We start from the raw sequence: 20,809 nt of genomic DNA, 5'->3' as shown, positions 1-20,809 counted from the left end.
GGCTTTAAGCGTTTGTGGCATCATACATCCCGAGCGCCTGCATGCGCGCCGACTGCAAGCGTTTGACGAGCGGCGGAATGAAGCGCTTCATCATTTCATAGCCGACGCGCGGATCCGCCTCGCATTTGCCGCGCAGACACTTTCCATCAAAGGAAATGGCGCGCGTCAGTTCGACGGCGCGCGCATCGAAGGACGAGCGATAGGGTGGAATGAGCCAGTCGGCGCCGAGAATTTCTCCGCTCTTGACCGTTAGAAAGGAGAACGCTCCGCGCCCGGGCACGAAAGTTTCGAGCGCCACGGCGCCATGTCGCAGGAGATAGAAGGAATCCGCCGCGGCGCCCTCGCGATGCAGATAGTCGCCCGGCTGCAGGACGACATTTTTGGCGCATCCGGCGATAAGCGCCAATGTTTCTTCGTCGAGCCCCTCGGCGAAGGGATGATGACGAAGCAGATCGGCAATGTCCTTCATGGCCAGTCCCCAGCGGACGTGTCACAGCCGCGGATGGCGCGCACCTCTTCAGTAATGTCGATACCCACCGGACACCAGGTGATGCAGCGCCCGCACCCCACACAGCCCGACGAGCCGAACTGATCGATCCAGGTCGCAAGCTTGTGGGTCATCCACTGTCGGTAGCGCGATTTCGCGCTGGCGCGCACGCTGCCGCCATGAATGTAGGAAAAATCCATGGTGAAGCAGGAATCCCAGCGACGCCAGCGTTCCGCGCGTTCTCCGGAAAGATCGGATGTGTCTTCCACCGACGTGCAGAAGCAGGTCGGACAAACCAAGGTGCAATTTGTACAGCTCAGACAGCGGGTCGCCACCTCGTCCCAGCGCGGATGCTCGAGATTGCTCATCAGCAGTTCGTTGAGGTCGTCCGAACGCATCTCGCGGCCCATCGAGGATGCGGTGTGTTCGATGACAGCTTCACCGGCTTCGACCTCGCGACTTGACGCGGGCCGGTGCGGGATCTCCGCCAACAGCGCGCGCCCTTCTTCGCTGCCGGCCTCGACGAGAAAGATGTGCTCGGTCCCATCGAGGAGCTCGGTCAGTGCGATGTCGAAGCCCTGCTGGACGCGCGGACCCGCCTGCATCGAAACGCAGAAGCACGTGCCTCCCGCCTGGCCGCAATTGACGGCGACGATCAGCGCGCGCTCGCGCAGCGCTTTGTAGTGCGGATCGACATAGAGATCGCCGACGAGAACCCTGTCCTGGATCTCAATCGCGCGAATTTCGCACGCGCGCACGCCGATGAAGGCGAGGCGATCGGAGGGCGGGGGTTCGGGCGTGACGCTGGCGTTCTCGCCATCGCGTTCGGCCGTCCAAAGCCGCAGCTTCGGCGCGTGCAGAAATTTTTTCCACGACTGCGGCCCGACGGAATATCCAAAGAGCGCGTCGTCATCGCGTCTGGCCAATCTGTAGCGGCCGCCGTCCTGCTCGTCCGTCCACCCGCGGGGCAGATCGTCGACAGATTCGATATCGTCGTAAACAATCGCCTGATTTTGCACGGTGGGGCCGATGGGGCGATAACCGCCGGCCCGGATCGCCCGCAGCAAATCTTGCAGGCCCTCGATCGTGATGATCGCCGCCGCTTCGTCAGCTTTGGCCATGAGCGCTCCTAACCCAGCTTCCCTGCCCGCCGATATCAAAACGAACGACGTCGGATGTTTCGTCAAGTCTAGCCTTTGCCGGCGCCCTTGTGACGCGAGGATGACATTAGGCCGACGTCCGGCATCGCGCGCGATCGTCTTCCCTGCCGGAGTTCAACCGCCCCACGCGATCCTAGAGCCCAAGTTTACCAGCAGGCGAGACGAGCCGCGCGCGCACCCCCGCGCCCAGTTGCTCGGTTCCCGCGCACGAACTATCTTGAGCTTCTAATTCGGCCAACAGGCGCGTTGGACAAGGCGAACTTGCCGCCGCTGTGTCGTTCGCGCCGAACTGCGAGGATTGTTCATGTCCAATAGCCCCGATCCGGCCGAACCCAACTTGCCCGATACCTCGCCGCAGCACGAGAGCTGGGCGACGTCGATCGAGCACGGCATTGAAGAGATCAGAACCCAGTCCGCCGGCGTTCTCTTCCTCGACGTCATCAAAATCGACCTCCCCTACATCGTGATGCTGTCAACGGCCGTGCTCGGCATCGGCATCGTCACCTTCACGGGACAGCCGGTCGCCTACTACTGGGAGTTCCTGACGCCGGTCTATTGCGCGATCTGCATTTATATCGGCTGGCGGCACACCGAAACGACGCATGAACGCACGCGGCTGGTCTGGACCCAAATACTGCACTGGGCGGCGTTTCTCTTCGGCATGTGGCTGATCTATTCGCCGCCGCTGCGAAAACTGATCGACGTCAACGCCGCCGGGCTCAATCTGATGGTGCTGCTGGCTGTGGCGACCTTCGTCGCGGGCGTTCACGCGGCCGCATGGCAAATCTGCGTCGTCGGCTTCATTCTGGGGATGTTTGTCCCCGCGGTGGCGATCATTCAGCGTTCGTCGCTGTTCATTATCGTTTCCCTCCTCGGCATATCCTTCATCGCCGCCAGCATCTACATCACCCTGCACTCCCATCGCCGAAAAGCTCGCGAGGCGGAGGAGACCGTCTAAGCAGGGTCTGAAAAAGTTGACAGACTTTTTCGATGAGAACCTGCTCCAACATTTTGATTTAGAGCGCTTCCCGATCACATGATTCCATGTGATCGGAAGCGGTCTAAAGAGGTGCGCGCCGAAGAGCCATTCGGCGCGCAGTCCGTCTAGGTAGAGGCCGGCTGCGCCGCGAGCGCCGCGCGGATGGCGTCGTCCTTGGATTTATCGAACGACGTCCGCAGCACCACGCCGCCGACTCCTTTCAGTCCTTCGAGAACCTTGTCGGTCGTCATCTTGCGCACGAGCAGGAACAGCGCGGCGCCGCCGGGCGGAACCGCGGCCGCTACGTCCTTCATGAATTTGTCGTCAATGCCAAAGTCGGTCAGCGCGCCCGAGACGGCGCCGGCGCCGGCGCCGATCGCGGCGCCTGCGAGCGGCATCATAAAGATCAATCCGATCAGAGCGCCCCAAAAAGCGCCGGAAACTCCGCCAAGGGCGGTTGTGTTGAAAAGCTGATTGAGCTTTATCGCGCCATCGGCATTCTTTACGGCGACGACCGCGTCGCCGAGTTCGATCAGATATTCCTTCTGCATGGTGAAGAGCTTCTGCCGAACTTCTTCGGCCTTTTCTTCCGACGAAAATGCAATCACGAGAAGATCATTCATTGGCCTCTCCTGTTCCGCGCGCGGATCTCGCGCGCCGCCATTGACGATCTAGTTCAGTGAAAAAAGCAAGACAATGCGCCGGTGAGCGGCTGAGGCGAATGAAGAGACCTCACATCGGTCGGCGAGCTCCGCCGTCATCGCGTTCACAGCGAAGTCGGCGGGCCAGCCTTCCATCAAGACAACTAATCCTGGCGACGTCGCGAAGGCGCGAATTCGCAGCGGGCGCGCTGCGGGAGCCGACGCGGCGCGGCATACAGGAAGCAGAGCGGCGAGAGCGCCGCGGCCAGCAGCAGCATGACGACAACCATAGGAGCTTCTCCCTTTTTGTTTTGACGCCGCCCGCCTTAAAGCGGGCGGCGAAGTCTCGGATTACTCGGTCAGGAGGGCGACGCCTTCCTTGCCGATCAGGCGCTGAATGTTCATCAGCAGCTGAAGCACGACGCCGAACACGCCGAGCGCCATCCAGCCGAAGAACACGAAGCCCCAATGCAGCGGCGCAACGAACAGTTCTTCCATGAACCAGAACGTGTGGCCCCACTCATTCAGGCCGACGTTCGGGATGATCATGAACGGGCCAATCGCCACGATCAGATAGGCGACCGAATAGCCCTTGGAGAAATACGGAAGACGCGTCTTCGCATAGAAGAAGCCGCCGACCGCGATCACCGAGTAAATCGGGTAGCTCATGTAGAACTCGATGATGTGCGACGGCGTGAAGTCCGTGTCGCGAATCACCGTCATGTGCCAGGTGCCGTCCTGCTCGGTGAAGAACGACGCGCCCCAGTAAATGGCCGCGGCGTAAACAACCAGCCATTGCACTTCGACAACCAGGCGGCGCATCTCTTCGCGCGGCGCCAGGTTCGAGAAGTCGCGCGTGCGCGTCTTCCAAAGAAAGCCCGCAAGGCCAATGCCGGAGATCAGCTCAAGCGGAATCTCGGTCCAAAGGATCGACATCCAATATGTCTGAAACTCCGGAGCGAACGAATCAAGGCCGGCGCGCCAGCCAAAAACCTGCTCGTAAATCCGGACGACCAGATAGAACCCGTTCAGAACGGCCAAGCCGATCCACATGCCCTTCAGGTCTACTACAGCTTCCGTGCCAGCAGCAGCGCGGGCTGCTGTGTCAGTCGTTGAGCTCATTATGACTCCTCCATAAAATTTGTCTCGAAGAGACGCTCTTCGAGGCTGACGCATTTTGCTTGTTATGGCGCATTGAAACAGTGACTTTGTCGCCAAATACGGCGCAGAACCCGCCACGCGGAGGAGCTTGAAACCGCGCTTCCGATCCTCTCGCGTTGCAAAAAAAAGCCCGGCGCAGACGCCGGGCCTTTCTTTTCAATCGCCACAGTTTAGACCGGCTGCGGCTCCATGCCGCCGACGTCCGGCTCTGGCTTTTGCCCCGTCGTCGGCACCGCCGAGCCGCGCGGCGGCGGCGTTGGCGTCGACTCTTCGCGCACCGGCCGCTTGCCGGCGAGCAGGCCCTTCATCTCGTCCCCGGACAGCGTCTCGAATTCGAGAAGCGCGTTGGCGAGCGTGTCGAGTTGGCTGCGCTTTTCCGACAGGATGCGCATCGCCTCGTCATAGGCCTCCTGCACCAATCGGCGCACCTCAGCGTCGATCGTCTGCTGCGTCGCCTCGGAAATCGTCTGCTGACGCCCGAGGGAATATCCGAGGAACTGCTCTTGCTCGGGATTGGCGTAGGCGACGGTGCCGAGCTTGTCCGAGAAGCCGAGCTGAGTGACCATCGCACGCGCCACACGAGTGCATTGCTGGATGTCCGAAGCCGCTCCCGACGTCACCTTGTCGTGGCCAAAGATCATTTCCTCGGCGACGCGGCCGCCCATGGCGATGGCCAGCATCGCGGTCAGCTGCTCGTAAGTTTGCGAGATCTGATCGCGCTCGGGAAGGCCCTGCACCATGCCGAGCGCTCTGCCGCGCGGAATGATCGTCGCCTTGTGGATCGGCATCGCGCCGGGAACAGAGAGCTGCACCAGCGCATGGCCGCCTTCGTGATAGGCGGTGAGTTTCTTCTCCTCATCCGTCATCACCAGCGTGCGCCGCTCGGCGCCCATCATGATCTTGTCGCGGGCGTCCTCGAACTCCTGTTTCGTGACGATCCGCTTCGAACGCCGCGCCGCGAGCAGCGCCGCCTCGTTGACAAGATTCATCAGATCGGCGCCCGAGAAGCCCGGCGTGCCGCGCGCGACGATCTTCAAATCCACGTCCGGCGCCAAAGGCACCTTGCGGGCGTGAACCTTGAGGATCTTCTCGCGGCCGATGAAATCCGGGTTCGGCACCTGGATCTGCCGGTCGAAACGGCCCGGACGCATCAGCGCCGGATCGAGCACGTCCGGACGGTTGGTCGCGGCGATCAGGATGATGCCCTCATTCGCCTCGAAGCCGTCCATCTCGACGAGCAGTTGGTTCAGCGTCTGCTCGCGCTCGTCGTTGCCGCCGCCAAGGCCGGCGCCGCGATGGCGGCCGACCGCGTCGATCTCGTCGACGAAGATGATGCAGGGCGCGTTCTTCTTCGCCTGTTCGAACATGTCGCGCACGCGCGAAGCGCCGACGCCGACGAACATTTCGACGAAGTCGGAGCCCGAGATCGAGAAGAACGGCACGCCCGCCTCGCCGGCGATGGCGCGGGCCAGCAGCGTCTTGCCGGTGCCGGGCGGTCCCACCAGCAGCACGCCGCGCGGAATGCGCCCGCCGAGCCGCTGGAACTTCTGCGGATCACGCAGGAATTCGACGATCTCCTGCAGATCCTCCTTGGCTTCGTCGACGCCGGCGACGTCCTCGAAGGTGACGCGGCCTTGGGTCTCCGTCAGCAGCTTCGCTTTCGATTTGCCAAAGCCCATGGCGCGGCCGCCTGCGCCGCCCTGCATCTGCCGCGCCATGTAGATCCAGACGGCGATGAAGAGCAGCAGCGGCAGCCCGTTAACGAGCAGAGTCGTGAGCCAACCCGGACTGTCGTTCGCGGGCTTGGCGCTGATCTGCACCTTCTTGGACTCAAGCTTCTGCACGAGGCTCGGATCGCTCGGCGCGTAGGTCGTGAAGGAGCGGTTGTCGTTAAAGTGGCCGGAAATCTCATTGCCGGACATCGTCACGTCATGGACGCGGCCTTCGTCGATCTGCACCAGCAGCTCGCTGAAGGTGATCTCGCGAGCCGGCGTGCGGGTCTGCTGATGCTGGAACAGCCCGAAAAGCAACGCGCCGACTGCGACGAACAGGACCCAAGGCAAATATTTCTTCCAATTCGCCTTCATTTTCACCTCCATGACGAGAGCCGCGGCGGGCCGGGGCGTCGTCGTCAATATGTATGCATCCCCCACCGGAAGCCGAAGATGCCTCGACTAGCGCAGGATGAGATTAGAAGTAATCTAGGTCAGGATGGCGCAATAGCCAAACAGGCGTCATAATTCGCCAAAAGTTGAGCGGATGAGAAAGATTGTCATCGCCGGCCTAAATGAATGCCTGGGCTCGGCTTTCTCGGGACTGACGGATGTTTTGACGCTCGCGCGGCGCGCGGTCGTTCGCGCCGCCGCGCCCGCTGAAAGCGCTGAAGATCCTTTCTATGTCGTTGCGGCAAGCGCGGACGGCGAGTCGATCCGCGATCGCGCGGGGGCGAGCTTCCCCGTCGCCGCGTCGTTCGAGGCCATCACGAACTGCGACGCGATCATCGTGCCGAGTTTCTGGCCAGGCGAGGACGGGAAGCCCCCGGACATGTCGCGCTTTGGCGCGACGGCCGCCTGGCTACGGCGCCACCATGTGCGCGGGGCGCTCATCGCAGGCTGTGGAACGGGCGTTTTTCTTCTTGGTGAGGCGGGTCTTCTCGATGGCCGCCGCTGCACGACGAGCTGGCGGCATCATGAGGAGCTGAAGCAGCGGTATGCCCGAATCGACGCCGCCTGGGGCGCGCGGCTGATCGAGGACCGTCGAGTGGTCACCGCCGCCGGCCCCTTGTCGTGGATCGACGTCGCTCTGCATGTCGTTCGTGAGCTTTGCGGGGTCGATGCGGCGCGGATCGCGGCGGAGTTCACCCTGGGCGAGGCTGCGCCCTTCAAAGGCGCGCAGCTCGACCCGACCGTTTACAACACAACAGGGCTGAACGAAGGCGCCGGCGCCTTTTTGTCCGATGCCGAGCGAATCGTTCGGCAGTCCAACTCGTCAATGAGCGCTCAGGAGCTCGCACGAGCGCTTTCGACGTCCGAGCGAACGCTGCATCGCAGGCTCAAACTGGCCTCCGGAGAGTCGCCGAAGACCTTCATCGATCGGATACGCGTCGAGACTGCGCGCATGTTGCTGGAAACCAGCGCCAAGCCAGTCAAGGAGCTGGCCTCCAGCGCCGGCTTCGCCGACGAGGCGAGTTTTCGGCGCGCGTTCCGGCGTTTCGCCGGCATGGCGCCGAGCGCCTATCGGGTGTGGGCGCGCGCCAGAAGCCAGAACAAAGGCCAGCTTTTCGCCCTGCGCAAGGAAGCGGAAATCATTCCGAAAATGCTGACGACCATATTCGACGCCTGCGTCAACGGGGTCACGCTCGCGGACCCAGACCTCGAAGATTCGCCGATCATTTACGCCAATCGACCGTTCATGCGGATCACCGGCTATGAACTCGACGAGATTATCGGACGCAACTGCCGCTTTCTTCAGGGCGACGACCGCGACCAAGAAGGAAGACTGCGGCTGCGCGAAGCGATCCGCAATCGAGAACAGATCGAAGTCACGCTGCGCAATTATCGCAAGGATGGCGCGCTCTTTCACAACAAGCTCAACATCACGCCGCTCTTCGACGCCGACGGCCGTCTGCTGTATTTCCTCGGCGTGCAATATGACGTCAGCGATCAGGTGCAGGCCGAACTGGAAATCGGCGACCTTAAAGCGAAGCTTATGTCTTTGACGGATTAATCGTCATTGCGGCGCACAGACGCTGAAGCCGAGCCGACTAACCGTTGTTTAGAGCCGGATTACTGGCCGCAAGCCGAAACAGTGCAGCGCTCTTTTGAGCGGCGTGGCAGGTGCATCGCAAAACCTTTTCCTACTTGGCATATTTCTAAGTCGGTGCGCTAATTTGTCGCGCCTGCCTCAGATGCGGCTCTTCGTTTCCTCAATAGGCAGCGAGCCACAGGACAAAGCCATGAATGCGATCTCAGCGATTCTCTCAATTTTTGCCGCGGCCGCCGCCATCACGCTTGCGATCACCGCGTTCGTGAACGCCTGACCCTCTCGCGGCCACTCCTCTAAAAAGCGTCGCTCGCCGCCCTGCGGCGAGACGCCGACGTCCTGATTTTTTAAATTGCCCCTCGGAGGCTCGCCCGGCGCGAGGGTGCTCTGCTCATGACCTGCAGTTCGTCTGGCGCAGACGTTCCAGATCGGCAAGATTGATCGGCGGCGCCGAGGCGTCGCCCGCAAGACTTCTGAATGGCGCGTCCATCGCAGCGCCGACTTCATAGAGCACAGCAAACATGTCAGCGCCGTCGATGCGCATCTGCGGGGCTAATGTTTCGCCGGCGCAGCCACGATGCGACAGCAGCCGATGCATCGACCTGTCGAAAACGCCGATCACATGCGTCAGCGCGGCGGTTTGGGCGATCGCATTCAACGCGACGCCTAGCTGACCGATCGTGCGATCTATGGCCGCCTCCGTCGCGGGAGAATCTCCGGCGGCGCGGAGCGTCAAACGACTCGCTTCCCAAATCAGTGGGCTTTCGACGCGCAGACCATCCAGCGCCGCTCCCGCGAAGCCGTCGTTCAACATCGTGACGCCGGTAGTCGGCAGAACCCTCAGCGCTCCCGCGACGCCTTCCATTTCGTCGAGCGCAAGAACGTAGAGCGGATCAAGCGAATCAAAATAATCGACGACCGCCAAGCGATGGACCGCAGCGGACGGCCGACCGGCATGCGCGCGAGCAGCGCCGAGGCGCAGGTCATACATCTCATCCATCAGACGGGGAAAAAGCGCGCGCGATTCGCCAGGCAGCAGCGCGATCATCGCTCCCGCCGATTGATCGAAGAAAAGTCAGCGGGAGAGGACTCGATCGCGGAACGAAGCCGTTCAACGCCGACGCGAATCAGCCCTATTCGGCACGCCTCCTCGACGGCGTCGTCGACCGAGTCGGCGTGAAGCCGCGCGCGCGCCGTTTCGAGCCAGAAGCGCGCAGCCGTTGGACCAGCGCCAAGCGCCAACCCGATCTCATGATCGCTGATCCCTTTCGCCTTGAGGCGCAGGCAAGCCAACTCCGGATCCGACAACCGCATGTCGACGTGGTGTTCTATGGCAAGTGAGTCTCGCACGCCGGCGTGAAAGATCGCGCTTATCGCCATGAGCCGGCGAATCAGGTCATGGCGCGGCGCCAGCAGGGATGAAGCGTCTTCAGGGCAGCAGACGCTAAACAGCGCATATTCGCCGCTTCGGCCGCGCAGGGGAATGGAGACGCCATTGGCGCCGAGGTCGAGCTCCAGCGCTTCGCCCACGAGTTTACTAACTATCGGATCGTCTCGATCCAGCAGGCGCCAATCGAAGGGCATTATCCCGCCGAACCCAACCCGGAGGACGGGCTCGAGATCGATACGGCGCGCCTGGGCATAGGATTTTCGCCACGAGGCGGCATGAACGGCGGACAGCAGCGGTCGGTCGGCGAGCCCTGTAGGAATGTTGAAGGCGAGGTAAGCGACGTTCGCGAGGCCTGTCGCCCGCAGGAATTCACTGAGGAAGCTGTTGGGAACGGGGAATCTCTCGGCGCGCGTGAGCCGATCGATGAGATCGAAAACATCCTCGCAATACACGCGACGCCTGTAGCCGGAAGCAATTATCAATTTGATACAGCGTCACCTTAGGTTAGGCAATGCGCCGCCGCCATCAGATTTACGAAATGGGCGTCAGCCGCTGTAAAACGAAGTGGGGCTTGAGGCCTTTCCAAAAAAAGAGCCCGGCCAACCGGCCGGGCTCTTTCATATCGATTGTTCAGGCTGGATCAGTATTTCGCAACAATCGGGGCAGCGCCCCAGTTGAAGTGATAGTTGACGCCAGCGCGGACGATGTTGCCGTTGAAGCGAGTCTGGGACTGCGTAACGACGCCGGAGATAAGGCTCCCAGCAGGGAACGCCGTGAGCGTATTGCTGAATGTCGTCAAGAGGCCCCCGGAGTAGCTGACATTGCCGAGATCGTAATACAGATACTCGACCTTGGCGGACCAGTTCGGCATGAACATCCATTCCAAGCCGGCGCCCGCCGTCCAGCCGACACGCGTGTCGGAAAAGGTTCCGGACGAGAAAGCAGAGCTAGTGATACATCCCGCCGGGAACTGAGCGCAGTCATTGTTGAACTGCGCGATGCCGGTCGACACCGAGACGCCGCCGTAGGCGAGACCGCCGGTGCCGTAAACAAGCAACGTGGGGGTGAAGAGCCAACCGAGTCGGCCGCGAACCGTGCCGATATAGTCGAGCCGCTTCGAGGTCGTGATCGCGGTCGTAACGATTTCGCTGGCGGCGATAAACGGAAATGCGCCCGCCGCGGTAACCGACGTCTTGTTGCTGTTGCTGCTGGCGACGCCCTGGATGTCAGCCTCTACGCCCGCGACAAGGCGGCCGCCCCAAAACTGCCAGTTATAGCCAATCTGGCCGCCACCGATGAATCCGCTGGTATTGCCCTGCGAAACGCCCGAAGCGCCGAGCGCGGAATACGCCGCATATAACGCCGAAGGGGCGCTTCCGGGGAAGGAGGAAATCGGGGCTGACGACGTCCAAATGTTGTTGCTGTTGCCCCAGGTCCCGCCGGCGTTCAAACCGACGTAGAAGCCACTCCACAACGGGGGCGGCGGCAGCGGGGGCGGCGGAGGAGCCTTGTAGCTGGGAAGATCGGCCGCCAAAGCCGAGCCCGTCAGCGCGACCATAAGAGCGGCGACGGAAAGAGCTTTTTTCATCTGTGTCCTCTTTGCTTGAGGCGGAAAACCTTCGCCCGATTGCCTAGTTGAAAACCTTCAGCGATCGCTCGCCATGCACTGCACTCAATCAGTCGAGGCCGCGCACAGTCAATCCAAAAGCCCCGTATCTGGCGGGCGTTCGGTCGGAATTCCGGCTGGTGTGGCGCCGGCGCCACAATGGCGCAGCGCGTGGATCGACTGGCTCGATCTCGCCCACCGCGAAGGGGCTGATCGAAGCCGCGACTTCGGCAGGCGTTAAATCATCTGACCGGGACGCTCACGTCGCGACTCGCGTTATGGAGCGCAAAAGGGGGTGGGCACGCGCTGATAGCGTGAGGCTTCGCTCTGCTATGATCGTGATTGGAGGCGATGGCTCATGGCCATCCTGGCTCGAAAAGGCCGCTAGCGATCGGCCAACGGCGCGATCTCGGCGCGGCGCCAATCCTCTTCTGAGCCCTCCGCCGCCTGGTCCTCCAGCACCCGCGCGGCGACCAGGTCGAGTGATCCCACGGGACAAATTCCAATCCACTCAAGCCGCTGTGCCGGCGCAAGCGACCCCAGCACGCGCGAACAGCTCTTGCCGAAGTGATGCAGAGGCAGAAGCAGGAGTTCGAGTTCCGCCGCATCCCGGTACGGCGCTGTCCGGGCGCATGCGATAAGCGGCGTTTGGGCGTCGATGACCCGGCGAATCGCCTCAGCCGCCTCCTCCCGCCGCTGCGCTCGCCACCATCCAAGGAAGGAGCGTCCTTTCTGTTCGCGCTGCCAGAGGGCGTTAACCCGAGCGCCGCAGAGACGGAGCGGAAGTCGGCGTTCCGGGTCCACTTCAATGATGAAGATGTCGGGCAGAATGTGGCGAATCGCGACGGGATCGATCTCCGCTCGATCCGGCGCCGTCCGTTCTCCCTTCAATCGCCCCCAATAGTCGTGAAGCTCCCTAGAAACCGATAATCTCATTCAACCCGCCCAACTCGTGAGCCCCCGCCCAGGATTGGGACACATTCCCGCCTAGTGTTCCATTTCCCGACTTACGCAGCGATTGTGCCATCGTAGCGGCAAACACCAGGATGGAGAGCTGACCAACGGCCGGGACCCCTCACCCTGAGCGAAACCACCAAACTCAACCGGCCGGCTGTCTCCCACGAACCGCTGACGATCGCGCAAACGGTTGTGGGGCGCTGACCGGCACCTCAAATCAGGACGCTCGCCGACTCCGGTCGCGCTAGATAGCTTAATGCTGCGCGGGCTCTTGCCCAGCAAAACGGACAGGAGCGAACGTGCACGCCAGGCGAGAGCAAATCTTCAATCTCCCGATAGTGACAAAGGCGCTGATCGGCGCGCTGGCGGCGACGCAGCTCGTCATCGCTTACGGTCCTTTGGAATTCTCAAACTGGCTGCTCACGACGTTCGCTTTCATCCCCGCGCGCGTGACGCTTGAAGGCGGCGCCGAATACGCCACCATGCTGACCTATTTTTTCTTGCACGGCGATTGGACGCATCTCATCGTGAATGCGTTAGCGCTTGCAGCATTCGGCACGCCGGTCGAACGTCGATTCGGTTCGGCGCGCTACCTCTTCTTTCTCGCCGCGTGCGCCTTCGCAGGCGCGTTGTTGTTTCTTGCGCTGCACCCTTACGAAATCGCCCCTGTCGTGGGCGCATCAGGCGCAATCTCAGGAACAATGGGGGCAATTGTGCGTTTCGCATTTACGCCAGGAGCGCGGCTGGCGGACAAGCGGCTCAGTCCCGGGACGCCATACGACGAGGAATCGCATTCCACTTCGCTGTCGCAACTGCATTTGAACCGACAGGCGATGTTTTTCCTTCTCGCATGGCTGGCGGTGAACGTGCTTCTTGGCGTCTTTCCGCAGGCGGTCGGCGTATCGAACGCTATCGCTTGGGAAGCGCACGTCGGAGGGTTTTTGTTCGGCCTGCTCTTTTTCAGCTTCTTCGATCGCGCGGGTCGGCATGCCCTGAGTTCGCAGTAACGCCCTTCGGCTGGCACGGGAGGCCGGTCGAGAGCGAAAAGGAGGGCCAGATGACGATCTCGAACATACTCGCAGAGAAAGGACGAGAGGTGGTGACTGCGAGCGCCGACACGACGCTGCACGAGGCGGCCCAGCTTATGATGCGCTATCGAATCGGTGCGCTTGTCATTCTGGACGACAGCGGCCGACTGGCCGGACTGATCGCCGAGCGCGACATTGTTTCGGCGGTGGCGCTGGACGGGCCAGAGGCGCTGACGCAGCGCATATCTGCGTATATGCAGCCTAGCCCCCAGCCGGCGAGAGAAGATGACGCCGTCGAGAACACGATGCGGGTGATGACCATCGAACGGCGCCGGCATATCCCCGTGATCCGGGAAACGCGCCTCGTGGGCCTCGTGTCGATCGGCGACGTGGTCAAATACCGCATTCGCGTCATCGAGGAAGAGCACCGATCGATGCGCGAATACATCGCGCAAGCCTAAGGACAAGCCTAAGGATCAGGCGGGGCCGACAGCGGGATGTGGGCGAAGATGTTCGGCAGCGCGCGCTTCGTCGCCTCGCGCCCCACATGGATCAGCTGCTCCGCCTTGTGAAAGTCGAACATGCCGACCTCCTCCAGTCGCGCCGTGATCGTGGCGTCTGGCGGGTCGCCGGCCAACCGCGAACGCAGGATGCGATCCTGGATGATGTTGAATGCGTCGATCATCGCGGTGGCGACGTTCGGCGCATCGCCCGGCTGACGATCGAAATAGCGGGGCAGGAATCGATCGACGAAGGAGGCGTCGGCTTTCTGTCCGAACGGACCGGCCTCTGCGGCGCGATGCAGCGCGCCGGGATCGTCGCGGATGACGCGCGCGCGATACATCGTGTCGGCGGTGACGTTCACCGCGATCACATATTCCGCGCCGAGCGCGCGGCATACTGTGACCGGCACGGGATTGACCAGCGCGCCATCAAAGAGCCAGCGATCGCCAATGCGCACCGGCTCGAAAACGCCCGGCAACGCATAAGACGCGCGGATGGCGAGCGACACGGAGCCATGCTGCAGCCACACCTCATGGCCCGTCCCAACCTGAGTCGCGACCGCGGCGAAAGGTATGGCCAGGTCCTCGATCTCCAGGCCTTCGAGTTCCTTTTCCAAGGCGGACCGCAACCGTTCCCCGGTGATGAGGCTCGCGCCGGAAAATGAGAGATCCATCAGCGTGAAGACGCGCCGCTTGGTCAGGGTGCGGGCAAAGGCTTCGATCTGATCAAGCTTGCCGGCGGCATAGCATCCGGCGACGACGGCGCCGATCGATGTGCCCGCGATCACATCGGGCTTGATGTCATTGGCGGCGAGTTCGCGCAGCACGCCGATGTGCGACCAGCCGCGCGCCGCGCCCGCGCCGAGCGCCAGCCCGATCGTCGGCTGACCGCGCCTTTGCCGTTTGGCCTCGGTATCGGCCTTGCGTACGAGGGTCGTCGGAGGAGCTTGTGGTTCGTCCGTCATCGCGCCAGCCGCCTCGGCATCGACAAGTTGAGGGTTGCGTGAGCGTAGCGATAACATACGGGCCTTCCCGCGCCGCTGTCTCCGTCATGGTAAGCGGCACAAGATATATTTGGAGACCAGCCTGCGCTTCGGAAGGTGTGCTTCAGGTTAACTTTCCGCCAAAAAAACGAGCGCCTACGCGCCATCGGCGGAGAAAACCAGTGCGCCGTCATCGCCGAGCGCCCGATAAAAGCAGGACTTTCTCCCCGTATGGCAGGCCTTGCCGTCGCCGCCCACTTCAACCTCGAGCAGCACGGCGTCCTGATCGCAGTCGACGCGCAGCGACAGCACTTTTTGCGTCTGACCCGACGTCTCGCCTTTGCGCCAGAGCGAGCGCCGCGACCGCGACCAATAATGAGCGAGACCCGTCTCGATCGTCTTCTCGAGCGCGAGTTCGTTCATATAGGCGACCATCAGCACTTCATGCGTCGCCGCCTCGGTGGTGACGCAGACGATGAGGCCGTTCGCGTCGAATTTCGGCGCGAAAACGCTCCCCTCCTCCACCTCTTTCGAAGCCTGCGACATCAGCGCGCTCCGCGCAGCAGCGTGTAGAAATGCGCCTGCTCAGCCGGATCCTCGCGGAACACGCCAGAAAACTGCATGGTGACCGTGGACGATCCCTGCTTCATCACGCCGCGCATCGACATGCACATATGTTCCGCCTCGACCATCACGGCGACCCCGCGCGGCGCGAGCGCTTCGTCGATCGCCGCCGCGATCTGCGCCGTCATCGCCTCCTGAGTCTGGAGGCGGCGGGCAAAAATCTCGACAAGCCGGGCAAGCTTCGATAGGCCGACCACCCCGCCCGCCGGATAATAGGCGATGTGCGTCTTGCCAACGAACGGCACGACGTGGTGCTCGCAATGCGAGGTGAAGGGAATGTCGCGAACGAGCACGAGATCGTCGTAGCCTTCGACCTCCTCGAAGACTTTCGACAGGACCTCGTCGGCGCTCTCCCGATAGCCGCTGAAGAACTCTTCATAGGCTTTGACGACGCGACGCGGGGTGTCTTGCAGCCCCTCGCGGTCCGGATTGTCTCCCGCCCAGCGCAACAGGGTGCGTACGGCGGCTTCGGCTTCATCACGGGAGGGGCGTTCGACGGTTTTAACCGTCTCGAGCGAAGAAAAGGGACAGGTCTTAACCACGTCATCCATGTGGCGCCTCCATATGCTTCAGCGCGCGCCTCTAAAAGGCGCAACGGCAGCGAATGCCTCGCGCGAGCGAAGCGGTCCCTCAAATCGTCGCCCTCTCCAGATGGTTCGAGATCACGCGAGAATTCGAGACTGACGAGGGCGGTTGAAGCCCCGGCGCGACCCGCCGCTTTCGCGAGGGCGCGCAAAATCCTATATAGAGATTTACCGAGGCGATGGTAAGGCCTTGGCTTGAAACGCGCGGCGGCGATGCTCGACAACATTTACAATCAACGCATTCTGGAACTTGCCGGAAACATTCCGCGCATCGGCCGGCTGCCGCGCCCAGACGCGACCGCCTCGGCCTATTCCAAACTCTGCGGCTCGACGATCACCGTCGATCTGAGGCTGGAAGACGGGAAAGTGGCCGACTACGCGCATGAGCTGAAGGCCTGCGCGCTTGGCCAGGCGTCGGCCTCGATCATGGCGCGCAACGTGGTCGGCTCCACGCCGCAGGAGCTGCGCGAGGCGCGCGAGGCGCTGCGGAGAATGCTCAAGGAGAACGGTCCGCCACCGACCGGCAAATGGGCCGACCTCGCGGTGCTGGAGCCGGTGCGCGACTATAAGGCCCGCCACGGCTCGACGATGCTGGCGTTTGACGCCGTGGCGGACGCCGTGGCGAAGGCGGAGGCTTGATCGCAAGCCAAAGAGGGCGGACAAGCTCTCATCCTGCCGCCTCGACAGGCTCTATAGCCAGGACAAGGGCCGCACTCATTTGATCTCACAAGAACGAACGACCGACGGCCTGGGCGTCCTCGGCTGGTGGCGCGCGACGCCCCTCTATCTGCGCATTTTAGGGGCCGTAGCGCTGGGGCTTGTCGTCGGCGTCACGCTTGGCGACCAGGCGGCGGCGCTCGAGACGCCGGCCAAGCTCGTCCTGCGGCTCCTGGGGGCGCTTGCCCCTCCGCTGATTCTGCTGGCGATCATGCAGGCGCTAATGCGCGCGGATCTTGGCGGACGGCAGGCGCTCCGGCTGGTGACGCTGCTGTTGACGAACACGCTGGTGGCGATCGGCATCGGCCTCCTCGTCGCTAATGTCCTTCAGCCCGGTTCATGGTGGAGCCCCGCGCCGGCGCATGCGCCCGCCAAGGCCACAGCCGGCGCCGATCCCCTCACGCAATTCCTGGACAGCGTGCCCAAAAGCATCGGCGGACCATTTTCGGACAATGGCACGGTGATGGGCGTCATCTTCATTGCGGTGGCGCTCGGCGTCGCCCTGAGAAGCCTGCGGCATCATGAGGTGCGCACCGTCGAAGACCTCGTTCACGTGGCGCTGACCAGCCTGATAACGATACTGCACTGGATCATCGACCTGGTGCCGCTGGCCGTTTTCGGCATCGTCGCCAGCATCGTCGGCGTGAAGGGCTTTGGCGATTTCCTCGCCTTGGGGGGCTTCGTCGTCGCCGTGCTCGCGGCGCTGACATTGCAAGCCGGCTACTACCTCATTCGCGTGCGTCTAGGTTCCTGGGTGCGTCCACTCGAACTGCTGCGGGGCGTGCGCGACGCTTTGGTGATGGCGTTTTCGACCGGCAGCTCCACCGCCACGATGCCAGTGACCTATGCGCGCCTGCGCGAAAATGTCGGGCTGCGCGAAGAATCCGCCAGCATGGGCGCGCTCGTGGGCGCGAATTTCAATAATGACGGCACGGCGCTCTATGAAGCCATGTCGGCGTTGTTTGTCGCGCAATTGCTCGGCATGCATTTGACGCTCAGCCAGCAGTTCATCGTCGTGGTGACGTCGGTCGTCGCATCCGTTGGCGCAGCCGGCATTCCGGAAGCGGGTTTGGTGACGATGACGATGGTCTTCAAGGCGGTGGCGCTGCCCACCGACTACATCGCCATGCTTTTTACCGTCGACTGGCTGTTGGACCGCTGCCGGACAGCCATCAACGTCATGGGCGACGTAACGGTCAGCTGTCTGCTGGATGGCAAAACGCGCGAGCGGCCGGAGACGCGACCGCCCTGAGGCGTCCCGAGACGCCGCAAGAGACGCCGCAAGAGTCTCGCCCCAGCGCCGCTTTCCGCCTACGCTTGCAGCATGACCCCTGCCCCGATTCGCATCCTCGGCATCGATCCCGGCCTGCGCAACACCGGCTGGGGCGTCATCGAGGCGCAGGGCTCGCGGCTCTCCTTCATCGCCTGCGGGCGCGTGCGCTCCGACGCAAGCCTCAACATGGGCGAGCGGCTATCGCAGCTGCATTTGGGTCTGATGGGCGTCATCACCGATCATGCGCCACATGAAGCGGCGATCGAGGAGACTTTCGTCAATCGCGATCCGCAGTCGGCCCTGAAGCTCGGACAGGCGCGCGGCGTGGCGCTCACCGCGCCAGCGCTCGCCGGCCTCGTCATCGCGGAATACGCCGCCAATCTCGTCAAGAAGACCGTCGTCGGCGCCGGCCACGCCGACAAGACGCAAGTGCAGATGATGGTGCGGGTGTTGCTGCCGGCGAGCGGAGCGACGAGCGCCGACGCCGCCGACGCTTTGGCGGTGGCGATCTGCCACGCCCAGCATCGCGGCGCGAGACTGCGGATTTCGGCATGATCGGCAAGCTCAAAGGGCTGATCGACAGCTATGGTGAGGATTTCGTCATCCTCGACGTCAACGGCGTCGGCTATGTGGTGCATTGTTCGACACGCACGCTGCAAAAGCTGCCGCGCGTCGGCGAAGCCTCTGCGCTCGCCATCGAAACGCAGGTGCGCGAAGATTCAATCCGGCTCTTCGGCTTTGCGACCGAGTCTGAGCGCGACTGGTTCCGGTTGCTGCAAACCGTGCAGGGCGTCGGCGCCAAAGTGGCGCTGGCGATCCTTTCAATCCTTCCGGCGAACGATCTCGCCTCGGCGATCGCCATGCAGGACAAGGCGACCGTCTCGCGCGCGCCGGGCGTCGGCCCGAAGCTCGCCGCGCGCATCGTCGCGGAACTGAAGGACAAGGCGCCCGCCTTCGGCGCCGTCGACCCCGCCCTGGCGCGGCTCTCGGGCGAGGAGCCGGAAGGCGCGCCGTCGGCCGCGCGCGACGCGATTTCCGCTCTGGTCAATCTCGGCTATGGGCGTCCGCAGGCGGCGGCCGCGGTGGCCGAGAGCCTTAAGCAGCTCGGCGAAGCCGCCGAGGCGAGCGCGCTGATTCGCCAGGGCCTGCGCGAACTCGCGCGCTGAACGCGCGATCAGGCGGCGATCACGTCGCGATAGATTTCAGCGAGCGTCGTTTCGAACTTTATCGCCGGGAGGCGCAAGGTCTCTTCTATTGCGCCGCGTCGCGGACGTTCAAAGAAACCGCCCTCGACGCGGTCGATGACGTCGACGGCGAGATGGTCGCGCTCGACCAGCACATAATGCTGCAGCGACGGAAGCTTCTGATAGAGCCCCCATTTTTCCCATCTGTCGCGATGGGCGGAGCCTTTCGACACGACTTCGATGAGCACGACCGGGTCGTCGAGCGAGGTCGCGTCGGGCGACAGCGGCCCACAACGCACCATAACATCAGGGAAGCATGCGAGATCGAGCAGCCGCTGCTTCAGGTAGAACGTCTCGTTGAAGGGCCGACAGTCCGACCCGCGCCGCCGAAACTCGTTCATCAGCGCGACGGTCAGATTTTGGATGATGCGCTTGTGCTCCCAGCGTGCGCCGACCATCATGCGCACGACGCGGCCGCCGATCAGCTCCCACTTCTCATCGGCGGGCTTGTCGGGGAGAAGTTCCTCGAAATCGTCGAGGGACATATACTCATATTGCGAGGACGGGCGATTCACGGCGCGGCTCCGTTTGCCGCATCATAGCATAGCGCCTGCGCCATCGCATGGGAGCCGCCCGTTTGACCACCCCCGCGCGCCTTATAAGCCCCGAGCAGCACGACGACGACGCCGACGCGTCGCTGCGGCCGCTGTCGCTTTCGGACTTTACGGGTCAGGAGGCGGCGCGCGCCAATCTCAAGGTCTTCATCGAGGCCGCCAAGACGCGCGGCGACGCGCTCGATCATGTGCTGCTCGTCGGCCCGCCTGGGCTGGGCAAGACCACGCTGGCGCAGATCGTCGCGCGCGAGCTTGGCGTCAATTTTCGCTCCACCTCCGGCCCCGTCATCGCCAAGGCCGGCGACCTCGCGGCGCTGCTCACCAACCTCGAGCCGCGCGACGTGCTGTTCATCGACGAAATTCACCGGCTCAATCCGGCGGTGGAGGAAATCCTTTATCCGGCCATGGAAGATTTCCAGCTCGACCTGATCATCGGCGAAGGTCCGGCGGCGCGTTCGGTGAAGATCGATCTTGCGAAGTTCACCCTCGTCGGCGCGACGACGCGCGCCGGCCTCCTGACGACGCCGCTGCGTGACCGCTTCGGCATTCCTGTTCGATTAAATTTCTACACGGCGGAAGAATTGGAGCTGATCGTCAAGCGCGGCGCGCGCGTGCTGGGGATCGGCGTCGACGCCTCGGGCGCGAAGGAAATCGCCCGGCGTTCGCGCGGCACGCCCCGCATCGCCGGCCGCCTTCTGCGACGCGTGCGCGACTTCGCCGTGGTGGATGGCGTGGGATCAATCACCCGCAAACTCGCCGATCACGCTCTGTCGCTCCTCGAGGTCGATTCAATCGGCCTTGACGTGATGGATCGTCGCTATCTCAATCTGGTGGCCGTCAATTTCGGCGGCGGCCCGGTCGGCATCGAGACGATCGCCGCGGCGCTGTCGGAGCCGCGCGACGCGATCGAGGACATTATCGAGCCGTTTCTTTTGCAGCAGGGCTTCTTGCAGCGCACGCCGCGCGGGCGCTTGCTGACGCCGCACGCCTTTCGTCACCTCGGCCTCGCCGAGCCCACGCGCCCTGCCGCGCAGTTCGGATTGTTTGGCGAAGGCGAAGACTAACCGGCGATCACGCGGTGAGCACGAAATAAATCATTGCGCCAAATAAGAGAACGGCGGCGATCTCGCCGGCATGCTCCAGCGCCTTGAGCGCG

23 protein-coding genes are annotated in these 20,809 nt (G+C 62.9%); 9 read left to right on the top strand and 14 right to left on the bottom strand.

The window, feature by feature from the left end:
* Window positions 1-4: 4 nt before the first annotated feature.
* Complete coding sequence (locus tag A3OO_RS0110905) at window positions 5-469, bottom strand: cyclic nucleotide-binding domain-containing protein (protein ID WP_018407882.1); 465 nt, start codon at window positions 467-469, stop codon at window positions 5-7.
* Window positions 466-1,608: a 4Fe-4S dicluster domain-containing protein gene (locus A3OO_RS0110900; RefSeq protein WP_018407881.1), complete on the bottom strand. Its 1,143-nt coding sequence runs from the start codon at window positions 1,606-1,608 to the stop codon at window positions 466-468. Before A3OO_RS0110900 ends, A3OO_RS0110905 begins: the two co-directional genes overlap by 4 nt.
* Window positions 1,609-1,951: 343 nt before the next feature.
* On the opposite strand from A3OO_RS0110900, the gene A3OO_RS0110895 reads away from it, so the two are divergent.
* Window positions 1,952-2,605, top strand: a complete 654-nt coding sequence (locus tag A3OO_RS0110895) for a hypothetical protein (RefSeq protein ID WP_018407880.1) — start codon at window positions 1,952-1,954, stop codon at window positions 2,603-2,605.
* A gap of 146 nt (window positions 2,606-2,751) precedes the next feature.
* Here A3OO_RS0110895 and A3OO_RS0110890 read toward each other — a convergent pair whose 3' ends face one another.
* The 4 genes from A3OO_RS0110890 to ftsH all read right to left on the bottom strand — a co-directional run bounded on the left by A3OO_RS0110890 (window position 2,752) and on the right by ftsH (window position 6,515).
* Window positions 2,752-3,249: a DUF1269 domain-containing protein gene (locus A3OO_RS0110890; RefSeq protein ID WP_018407879.1), complete on the bottom strand. Its 498-nt coding sequence runs from the start codon at window positions 3,247-3,249 to the stop codon at window positions 2,752-2,754.
* A 182-nt stretch (window positions 3,250-3,431) separates the two neighbouring features.
* Window positions 3,432-3,557 carry a hypothetical protein gene (locus A3OO_RS24570; protein ID WP_018407877.1) on the bottom strand — a complete coding sequence of 42 codons (126 nt, stop codon included), beginning with the start codon at window positions 3,555-3,557 and terminating at the stop codon, window positions 3,432-3,434.
* 61 nt (window positions 3,558-3,618) lie between these two features.
* Window positions 3,619-4,389: a bacterial ammonia monooxygenase, subunit AmoC gene (amoC, locus tag A3OO_RS0110875; protein ID WP_026222791.1), complete on the bottom strand. Its 771-nt coding sequence runs from the start codon at window positions 4,387-4,389 to the stop codon at window positions 3,619-3,621.
* Window positions 4,390-4,598: 209 nt separating this feature from the next.
* Window positions 4,599-6,515 carry an ATP-dependent zinc metalloprotease FtsH gene (gene ftsH, locus A3OO_RS0110870; RefSeq protein ID WP_026222894.1) on the bottom strand — a complete coding sequence of 639 codons (1,917 nt, stop codon included), beginning with the start codon at window positions 6,513-6,515 and terminating at the stop codon, window positions 4,599-4,601.
* A 172-nt stretch (window positions 6,516-6,687) separates the two neighbouring features.
* Between ftsH and A3OO_RS0110865 the strand changes: the two genes are divergently transcribed.
* Window positions 6,688-8,154: a GlxA family transcriptional regulator gene (locus A3OO_RS0110865; RefSeq protein ID WP_018407875.1), complete on the top strand. Its 1,467-nt coding sequence runs from the start codon at window positions 6,688-6,690 to the stop codon at window positions 8,152-8,154.
* Between the two features lie 427 nt (window positions 8,155-8,581).
* Here A3OO_RS0110865 and A3OO_RS0110855 read toward each other — a convergent pair whose 3' ends face one another.
* The 4 genes from A3OO_RS0110855 to A3OO_RS0110840 all read right to left on the bottom strand — a co-directional run bounded on the left by A3OO_RS0110855 (window position 8,582) and on the right by A3OO_RS0110840 (window position 12,122).
* The gene (locus A3OO_RS0110855) at window positions 8,582-9,238 is read right to left on the bottom strand and encodes an acyl-homoserine-lactone synthase (protein WP_018407873.1); all 657 of its coding nucleotides are present in this window, start codon (window positions 9,236-9,238) and stop codon (window positions 8,582-8,584) included.
* Window positions 9,235-10,032, bottom strand: a complete 798-nt coding sequence (locus tag A3OO_RS0110850; protein ID WP_198008788.1) for an autoinducer binding domain-containing protein — start codon at window positions 10,030-10,032, stop codon at window positions 9,235-9,237. The genes A3OO_RS0110855 and A3OO_RS0110850 overlap by 4 nt, the downstream gene beginning before the upstream one ends.
* A gap of 188 nt (window positions 10,033-10,220) precedes the next feature.
* The gene (locus tag A3OO_RS0110845) at window positions 10,221-11,168 is read right to left on the bottom strand and encodes an outer membrane protein (protein WP_018407871.1); all 948 of its coding nucleotides are present in this window, start codon (window positions 11,166-11,168) and stop codon (window positions 10,221-10,223) included.
* Between the two features lie 402 nt (window positions 11,169-11,570).
* Entirely contained in the window at window positions 11,571-12,122 is a 552-nt protein-coding gene (locus A3OO_RS0110840; RefSeq protein ID WP_026222893.1) for a PAS domain-containing protein, read from the bottom strand.
* Between the two features lie 320 nt (window positions 12,123-12,442).
* Here A3OO_RS0110840 and A3OO_RS0110835 point away from each other — a divergent pair, with 320 nt between their 5' ends.
* Together A3OO_RS0110835 and A3OO_RS0110830 are read left to right on the top strand one after the other, a co-directional pair.
* Window positions 12,443-13,150, top strand: a complete 708-nt coding sequence (locus A3OO_RS0110835; RefSeq protein ID WP_026222892.1) for a rhomboid family intramembrane serine protease — start codon at window positions 12,443-12,445, stop codon at window positions 13,148-13,150.
* A 50-nt stretch (window positions 13,151-13,200) separates the two neighbouring features.
* Window positions 13,201-13,632, top strand: a complete 432-nt coding sequence (locus A3OO_RS0110830; RefSeq protein WP_018407868.1) for a CBS domain-containing protein — start codon at window positions 13,201-13,203, stop codon at window positions 13,630-13,632.
* A gap of 8 nt (window positions 13,633-13,640) precedes the next feature.
* On the opposite strand, the gene A3OO_RS0110825 is transcribed toward A3OO_RS0110830, so the two are convergent.
* From A3OO_RS0110825 to folE, 3 genes are all read right to left on the bottom strand, one after another.
* Window positions 13,641-14,639, bottom strand: a complete 999-nt coding sequence (locus tag A3OO_RS0110825; protein ID WP_018407867.1) for a patatin-like phospholipase family protein — start codon at window positions 14,637-14,639, stop codon at window positions 13,641-13,643.
* Between the two features lie 174 nt (window positions 14,640-14,813).
* Complete coding sequence (gene hisI / locus A3OO_RS0110820; RefSeq protein ID WP_018407866.1) at window positions 14,814-15,203, bottom strand: phosphoribosyl-AMP cyclohydrolase; 390 nt, start codon at window positions 15,201-15,203, stop codon at window positions 14,814-14,816.
* Window positions 15,203-15,832 (bottom strand): GTP cyclohydrolase I FolE, encoded by a 630-nt coding sequence (folE, locus tag A3OO_RS0110815; RefSeq protein ID WP_018407865.1) that lies wholly within the window; start codon window positions 15,830-15,832, stop codon window positions 15,203-15,205. The genes hisI and folE overlap by 1 nt, the downstream gene beginning before the upstream one ends.
* 246 nt (window positions 15,833-16,078) lie before the next feature.
* On the opposite strand from folE, the gene A3OO_RS0110805 reads away from it, so the two are divergent.
* The 4 genes from A3OO_RS0110805 to ruvA all read left to right on the top strand — a co-directional run bounded on the left by A3OO_RS0110805 (window position 16,079) and on the right by ruvA (window position 19,021).
* Window positions 16,079-16,504, top strand: a complete 426-nt coding sequence (locus A3OO_RS0110805; RefSeq protein WP_026222890.1) for an iron-sulfur cluster assembly scaffold protein — start codon at window positions 16,079-16,081, stop codon at window positions 16,502-16,504.
* Window positions 16,505-16,583: 79 nt separating this feature from the next.
* The gene (locus tag A3OO_RS0110800) at window positions 16,584-17,834 is read left to right on the top strand and encodes a dicarboxylate/amino acid:cation symporter (RefSeq protein WP_018407862.1); all 1,251 of its coding nucleotides are present in this window, start codon (window positions 16,584-16,586) and stop codon (window positions 17,832-17,834) included.
* Window positions 17,835-17,906: 72 nt separating this feature from the next.
* Window positions 17,907-18,410: a crossover junction endodeoxyribonuclease RuvC gene (ruvC, locus tag A3OO_RS0110795; RefSeq protein WP_018407861.1), complete on the top strand. Its 504-nt coding sequence runs from the start codon at window positions 17,907-17,909 to the stop codon at window positions 18,408-18,410.
* A complete protein-coding gene (gene ruvA, locus A3OO_RS0110790) occupies window positions 18,407-19,021 on the top strand; it encodes a Holliday junction branch migration protein RuvA (RefSeq protein ID WP_018407860.1) in 615 nt (204 codons plus the stop codon). Before ruvC ends, ruvA begins: the two co-directional genes overlap by 4 nt.
* Window positions 19,022-19,029: 8 nt before the next feature.
* On the opposite strand, the gene A3OO_RS0110785 is transcribed toward ruvA, so the two are convergent.
* The gene (locus tag A3OO_RS0110785) at window positions 19,030-19,614 is read right to left on the bottom strand and encodes a Uma2 family endonuclease (RefSeq protein ID WP_026222889.1); all 585 of its coding nucleotides are present in this window, start codon (window positions 19,612-19,614) and stop codon (window positions 19,030-19,032) included.
* A 47-nt stretch (window positions 19,615-19,661) separates the two neighbouring features.
* Between A3OO_RS0110785 and ruvB the strand changes: the two genes are divergently transcribed.
* Entirely contained in the window at window positions 19,662-20,717 is a 1,056-nt protein-coding gene (gene ruvB / locus A3OO_RS0110780; RefSeq protein ID WP_018407858.1) for a Holliday junction branch migration DNA helicase RuvB, read from the top strand.
* Window positions 20,718-20,809 lie beyond the last annotated feature (92 nt).

This window comes from Methylocystis rosea SV97, assembly GCF_000372845.1.
Classification (GTDB): Bacteria; Pseudomonadota; Alphaproteobacteria; order Rhizobiales; family Beijerinckiaceae; genus Methylocystis; species Methylocystis rosea.
This window is presented reverse-complemented; position numbering and strand designations above follow the sequence as displayed.

What these genes read in the sequence shown, in the direction of transcription:
- A3OO_RS0110905 (WP_018407882.1), bottom strand. Translation starts at nt 469, where the DNA reads ATGAAGGACATTGCCGATCTGCTTCGTCATCATCCCTTCGCCGAGGGG.
- A3OO_RS0110900 (WP_018407881.1), bottom strand. Translation starts at nt 1,608, where the DNA reads ATGGCCAAAGCTGACGAAGCGGCGGCGATCATCACGATCGAGGGCCTG.
- A3OO_RS0110895 (WP_018407880.1), top strand. Translation starts at nt 1,952, where the DNA reads ATGTCCAATAGCCCCGATCCGGCCGAACCCAACTTGCCCGATACCTCG.
- A3OO_RS0110890 (WP_018407879.1), bottom strand. Translation starts at nt 3,249, where the DNA reads ATGAATGATCTTCTCGTGATTGCATTTTCGTCGGAAGAAAAGGCCGAA.
- A3OO_RS24570 (WP_018407877.1), bottom strand. Translation starts at nt 3,557, where the DNA reads ATGGTTGTCGTCATGCTGCTGCTGGCCGCGGCGCTCTCGCCGCTCTGC.
- amoC (WP_026222791.1), bottom strand. Translation starts at nt 4,389, where the DNA reads ATGAGCTCAACGACTGACACAGCAGCCCGCGCTGCTGCTGGCACGGAA.
- ftsH (WP_026222894.1), bottom strand. Translation starts at nt 6,515, where the DNA reads ATGAAGGCGAATTGGAAGAAATATTTGCCTTGGGTCCTGTTCGTCGCA.
- A3OO_RS0110865 (WP_018407875.1), top strand. Translation starts at nt 6,688, where the DNA reads ATGAGAAAGATTGTCATCGCCGGCCTAAATGAATGCCTGGGCTCGGCT.
- A3OO_RS0110855 (WP_018407873.1), bottom strand. Translation starts at nt 9,238, where the DNA reads ATGATCGCGCTGCTGCCTGGCGAATCGCGCGCGCTTTTTCCCCGTCTG.
- A3OO_RS0110845 (WP_018407871.1), bottom strand. Translation starts at nt 11,168, where the DNA reads ATGAAAAAAGCTCTTTCCGTCGCCGCTCTTATGGTCGCGCTGACGGGC.
- A3OO_RS0110840 (WP_026222893.1), bottom strand. Translation starts at nt 12,122, where the DNA reads ATGAGATTATCGGTTTCTAGGGAGCTTCACGACTATTGGGGGCGATTG.
- A3OO_RS0110830 (WP_018407868.1), top strand. Translation starts at nt 13,201, where the DNA reads ATGACGATCTCGAACATACTCGCAGAGAAAGGACGAGAGGTGGTGACT.
- A3OO_RS0110825 (WP_018407867.1), bottom strand. Translation starts at nt 14,639, where the DNA reads ATGACGGACGAACCACAAGCTCCTCCGACGACCCTCGTACGCAAGGCC.
- hisI (WP_018407866.1), bottom strand. Translation starts at nt 15,203, where the DNA reads ATGTCGCAGGCTTCGAAAGAGGTGGAGGAGGGGAGCGTTTTCGCGCCG.
- folE (WP_018407865.1), bottom strand. Translation starts at nt 15,832, where the DNA reads ATGGATGACGTGGTTAAGACCTGTCCCTTTTCTTCGCTCGAGACGGTT.
- A3OO_RS0110805 (WP_026222890.1), top strand. Translation starts at nt 16,079, where the DNA reads ATGCTCGACAACATTTACAATCAACGCATTCTGGAACTTGCCGGAAAC.
- ruvC (WP_018407861.1), top strand. Translation starts at nt 17,907, where the DNA reads ATGACCCCTGCCCCGATTCGCATCCTCGGCATCGATCCCGGCCTGCGC.
- ruvA (WP_018407860.1), top strand. Translation starts at nt 18,407, where the DNA reads ATGATCGGCAAGCTCAAAGGGCTGATCGACAGCTATGGTGAGGATTTC.
- ruvB (WP_018407858.1), top strand. Translation starts at nt 19,662, where the DNA reads ATGGGAGCCGCCCGTTTGACCACCCCCGCGCGCCTTATAAGCCCCGAG.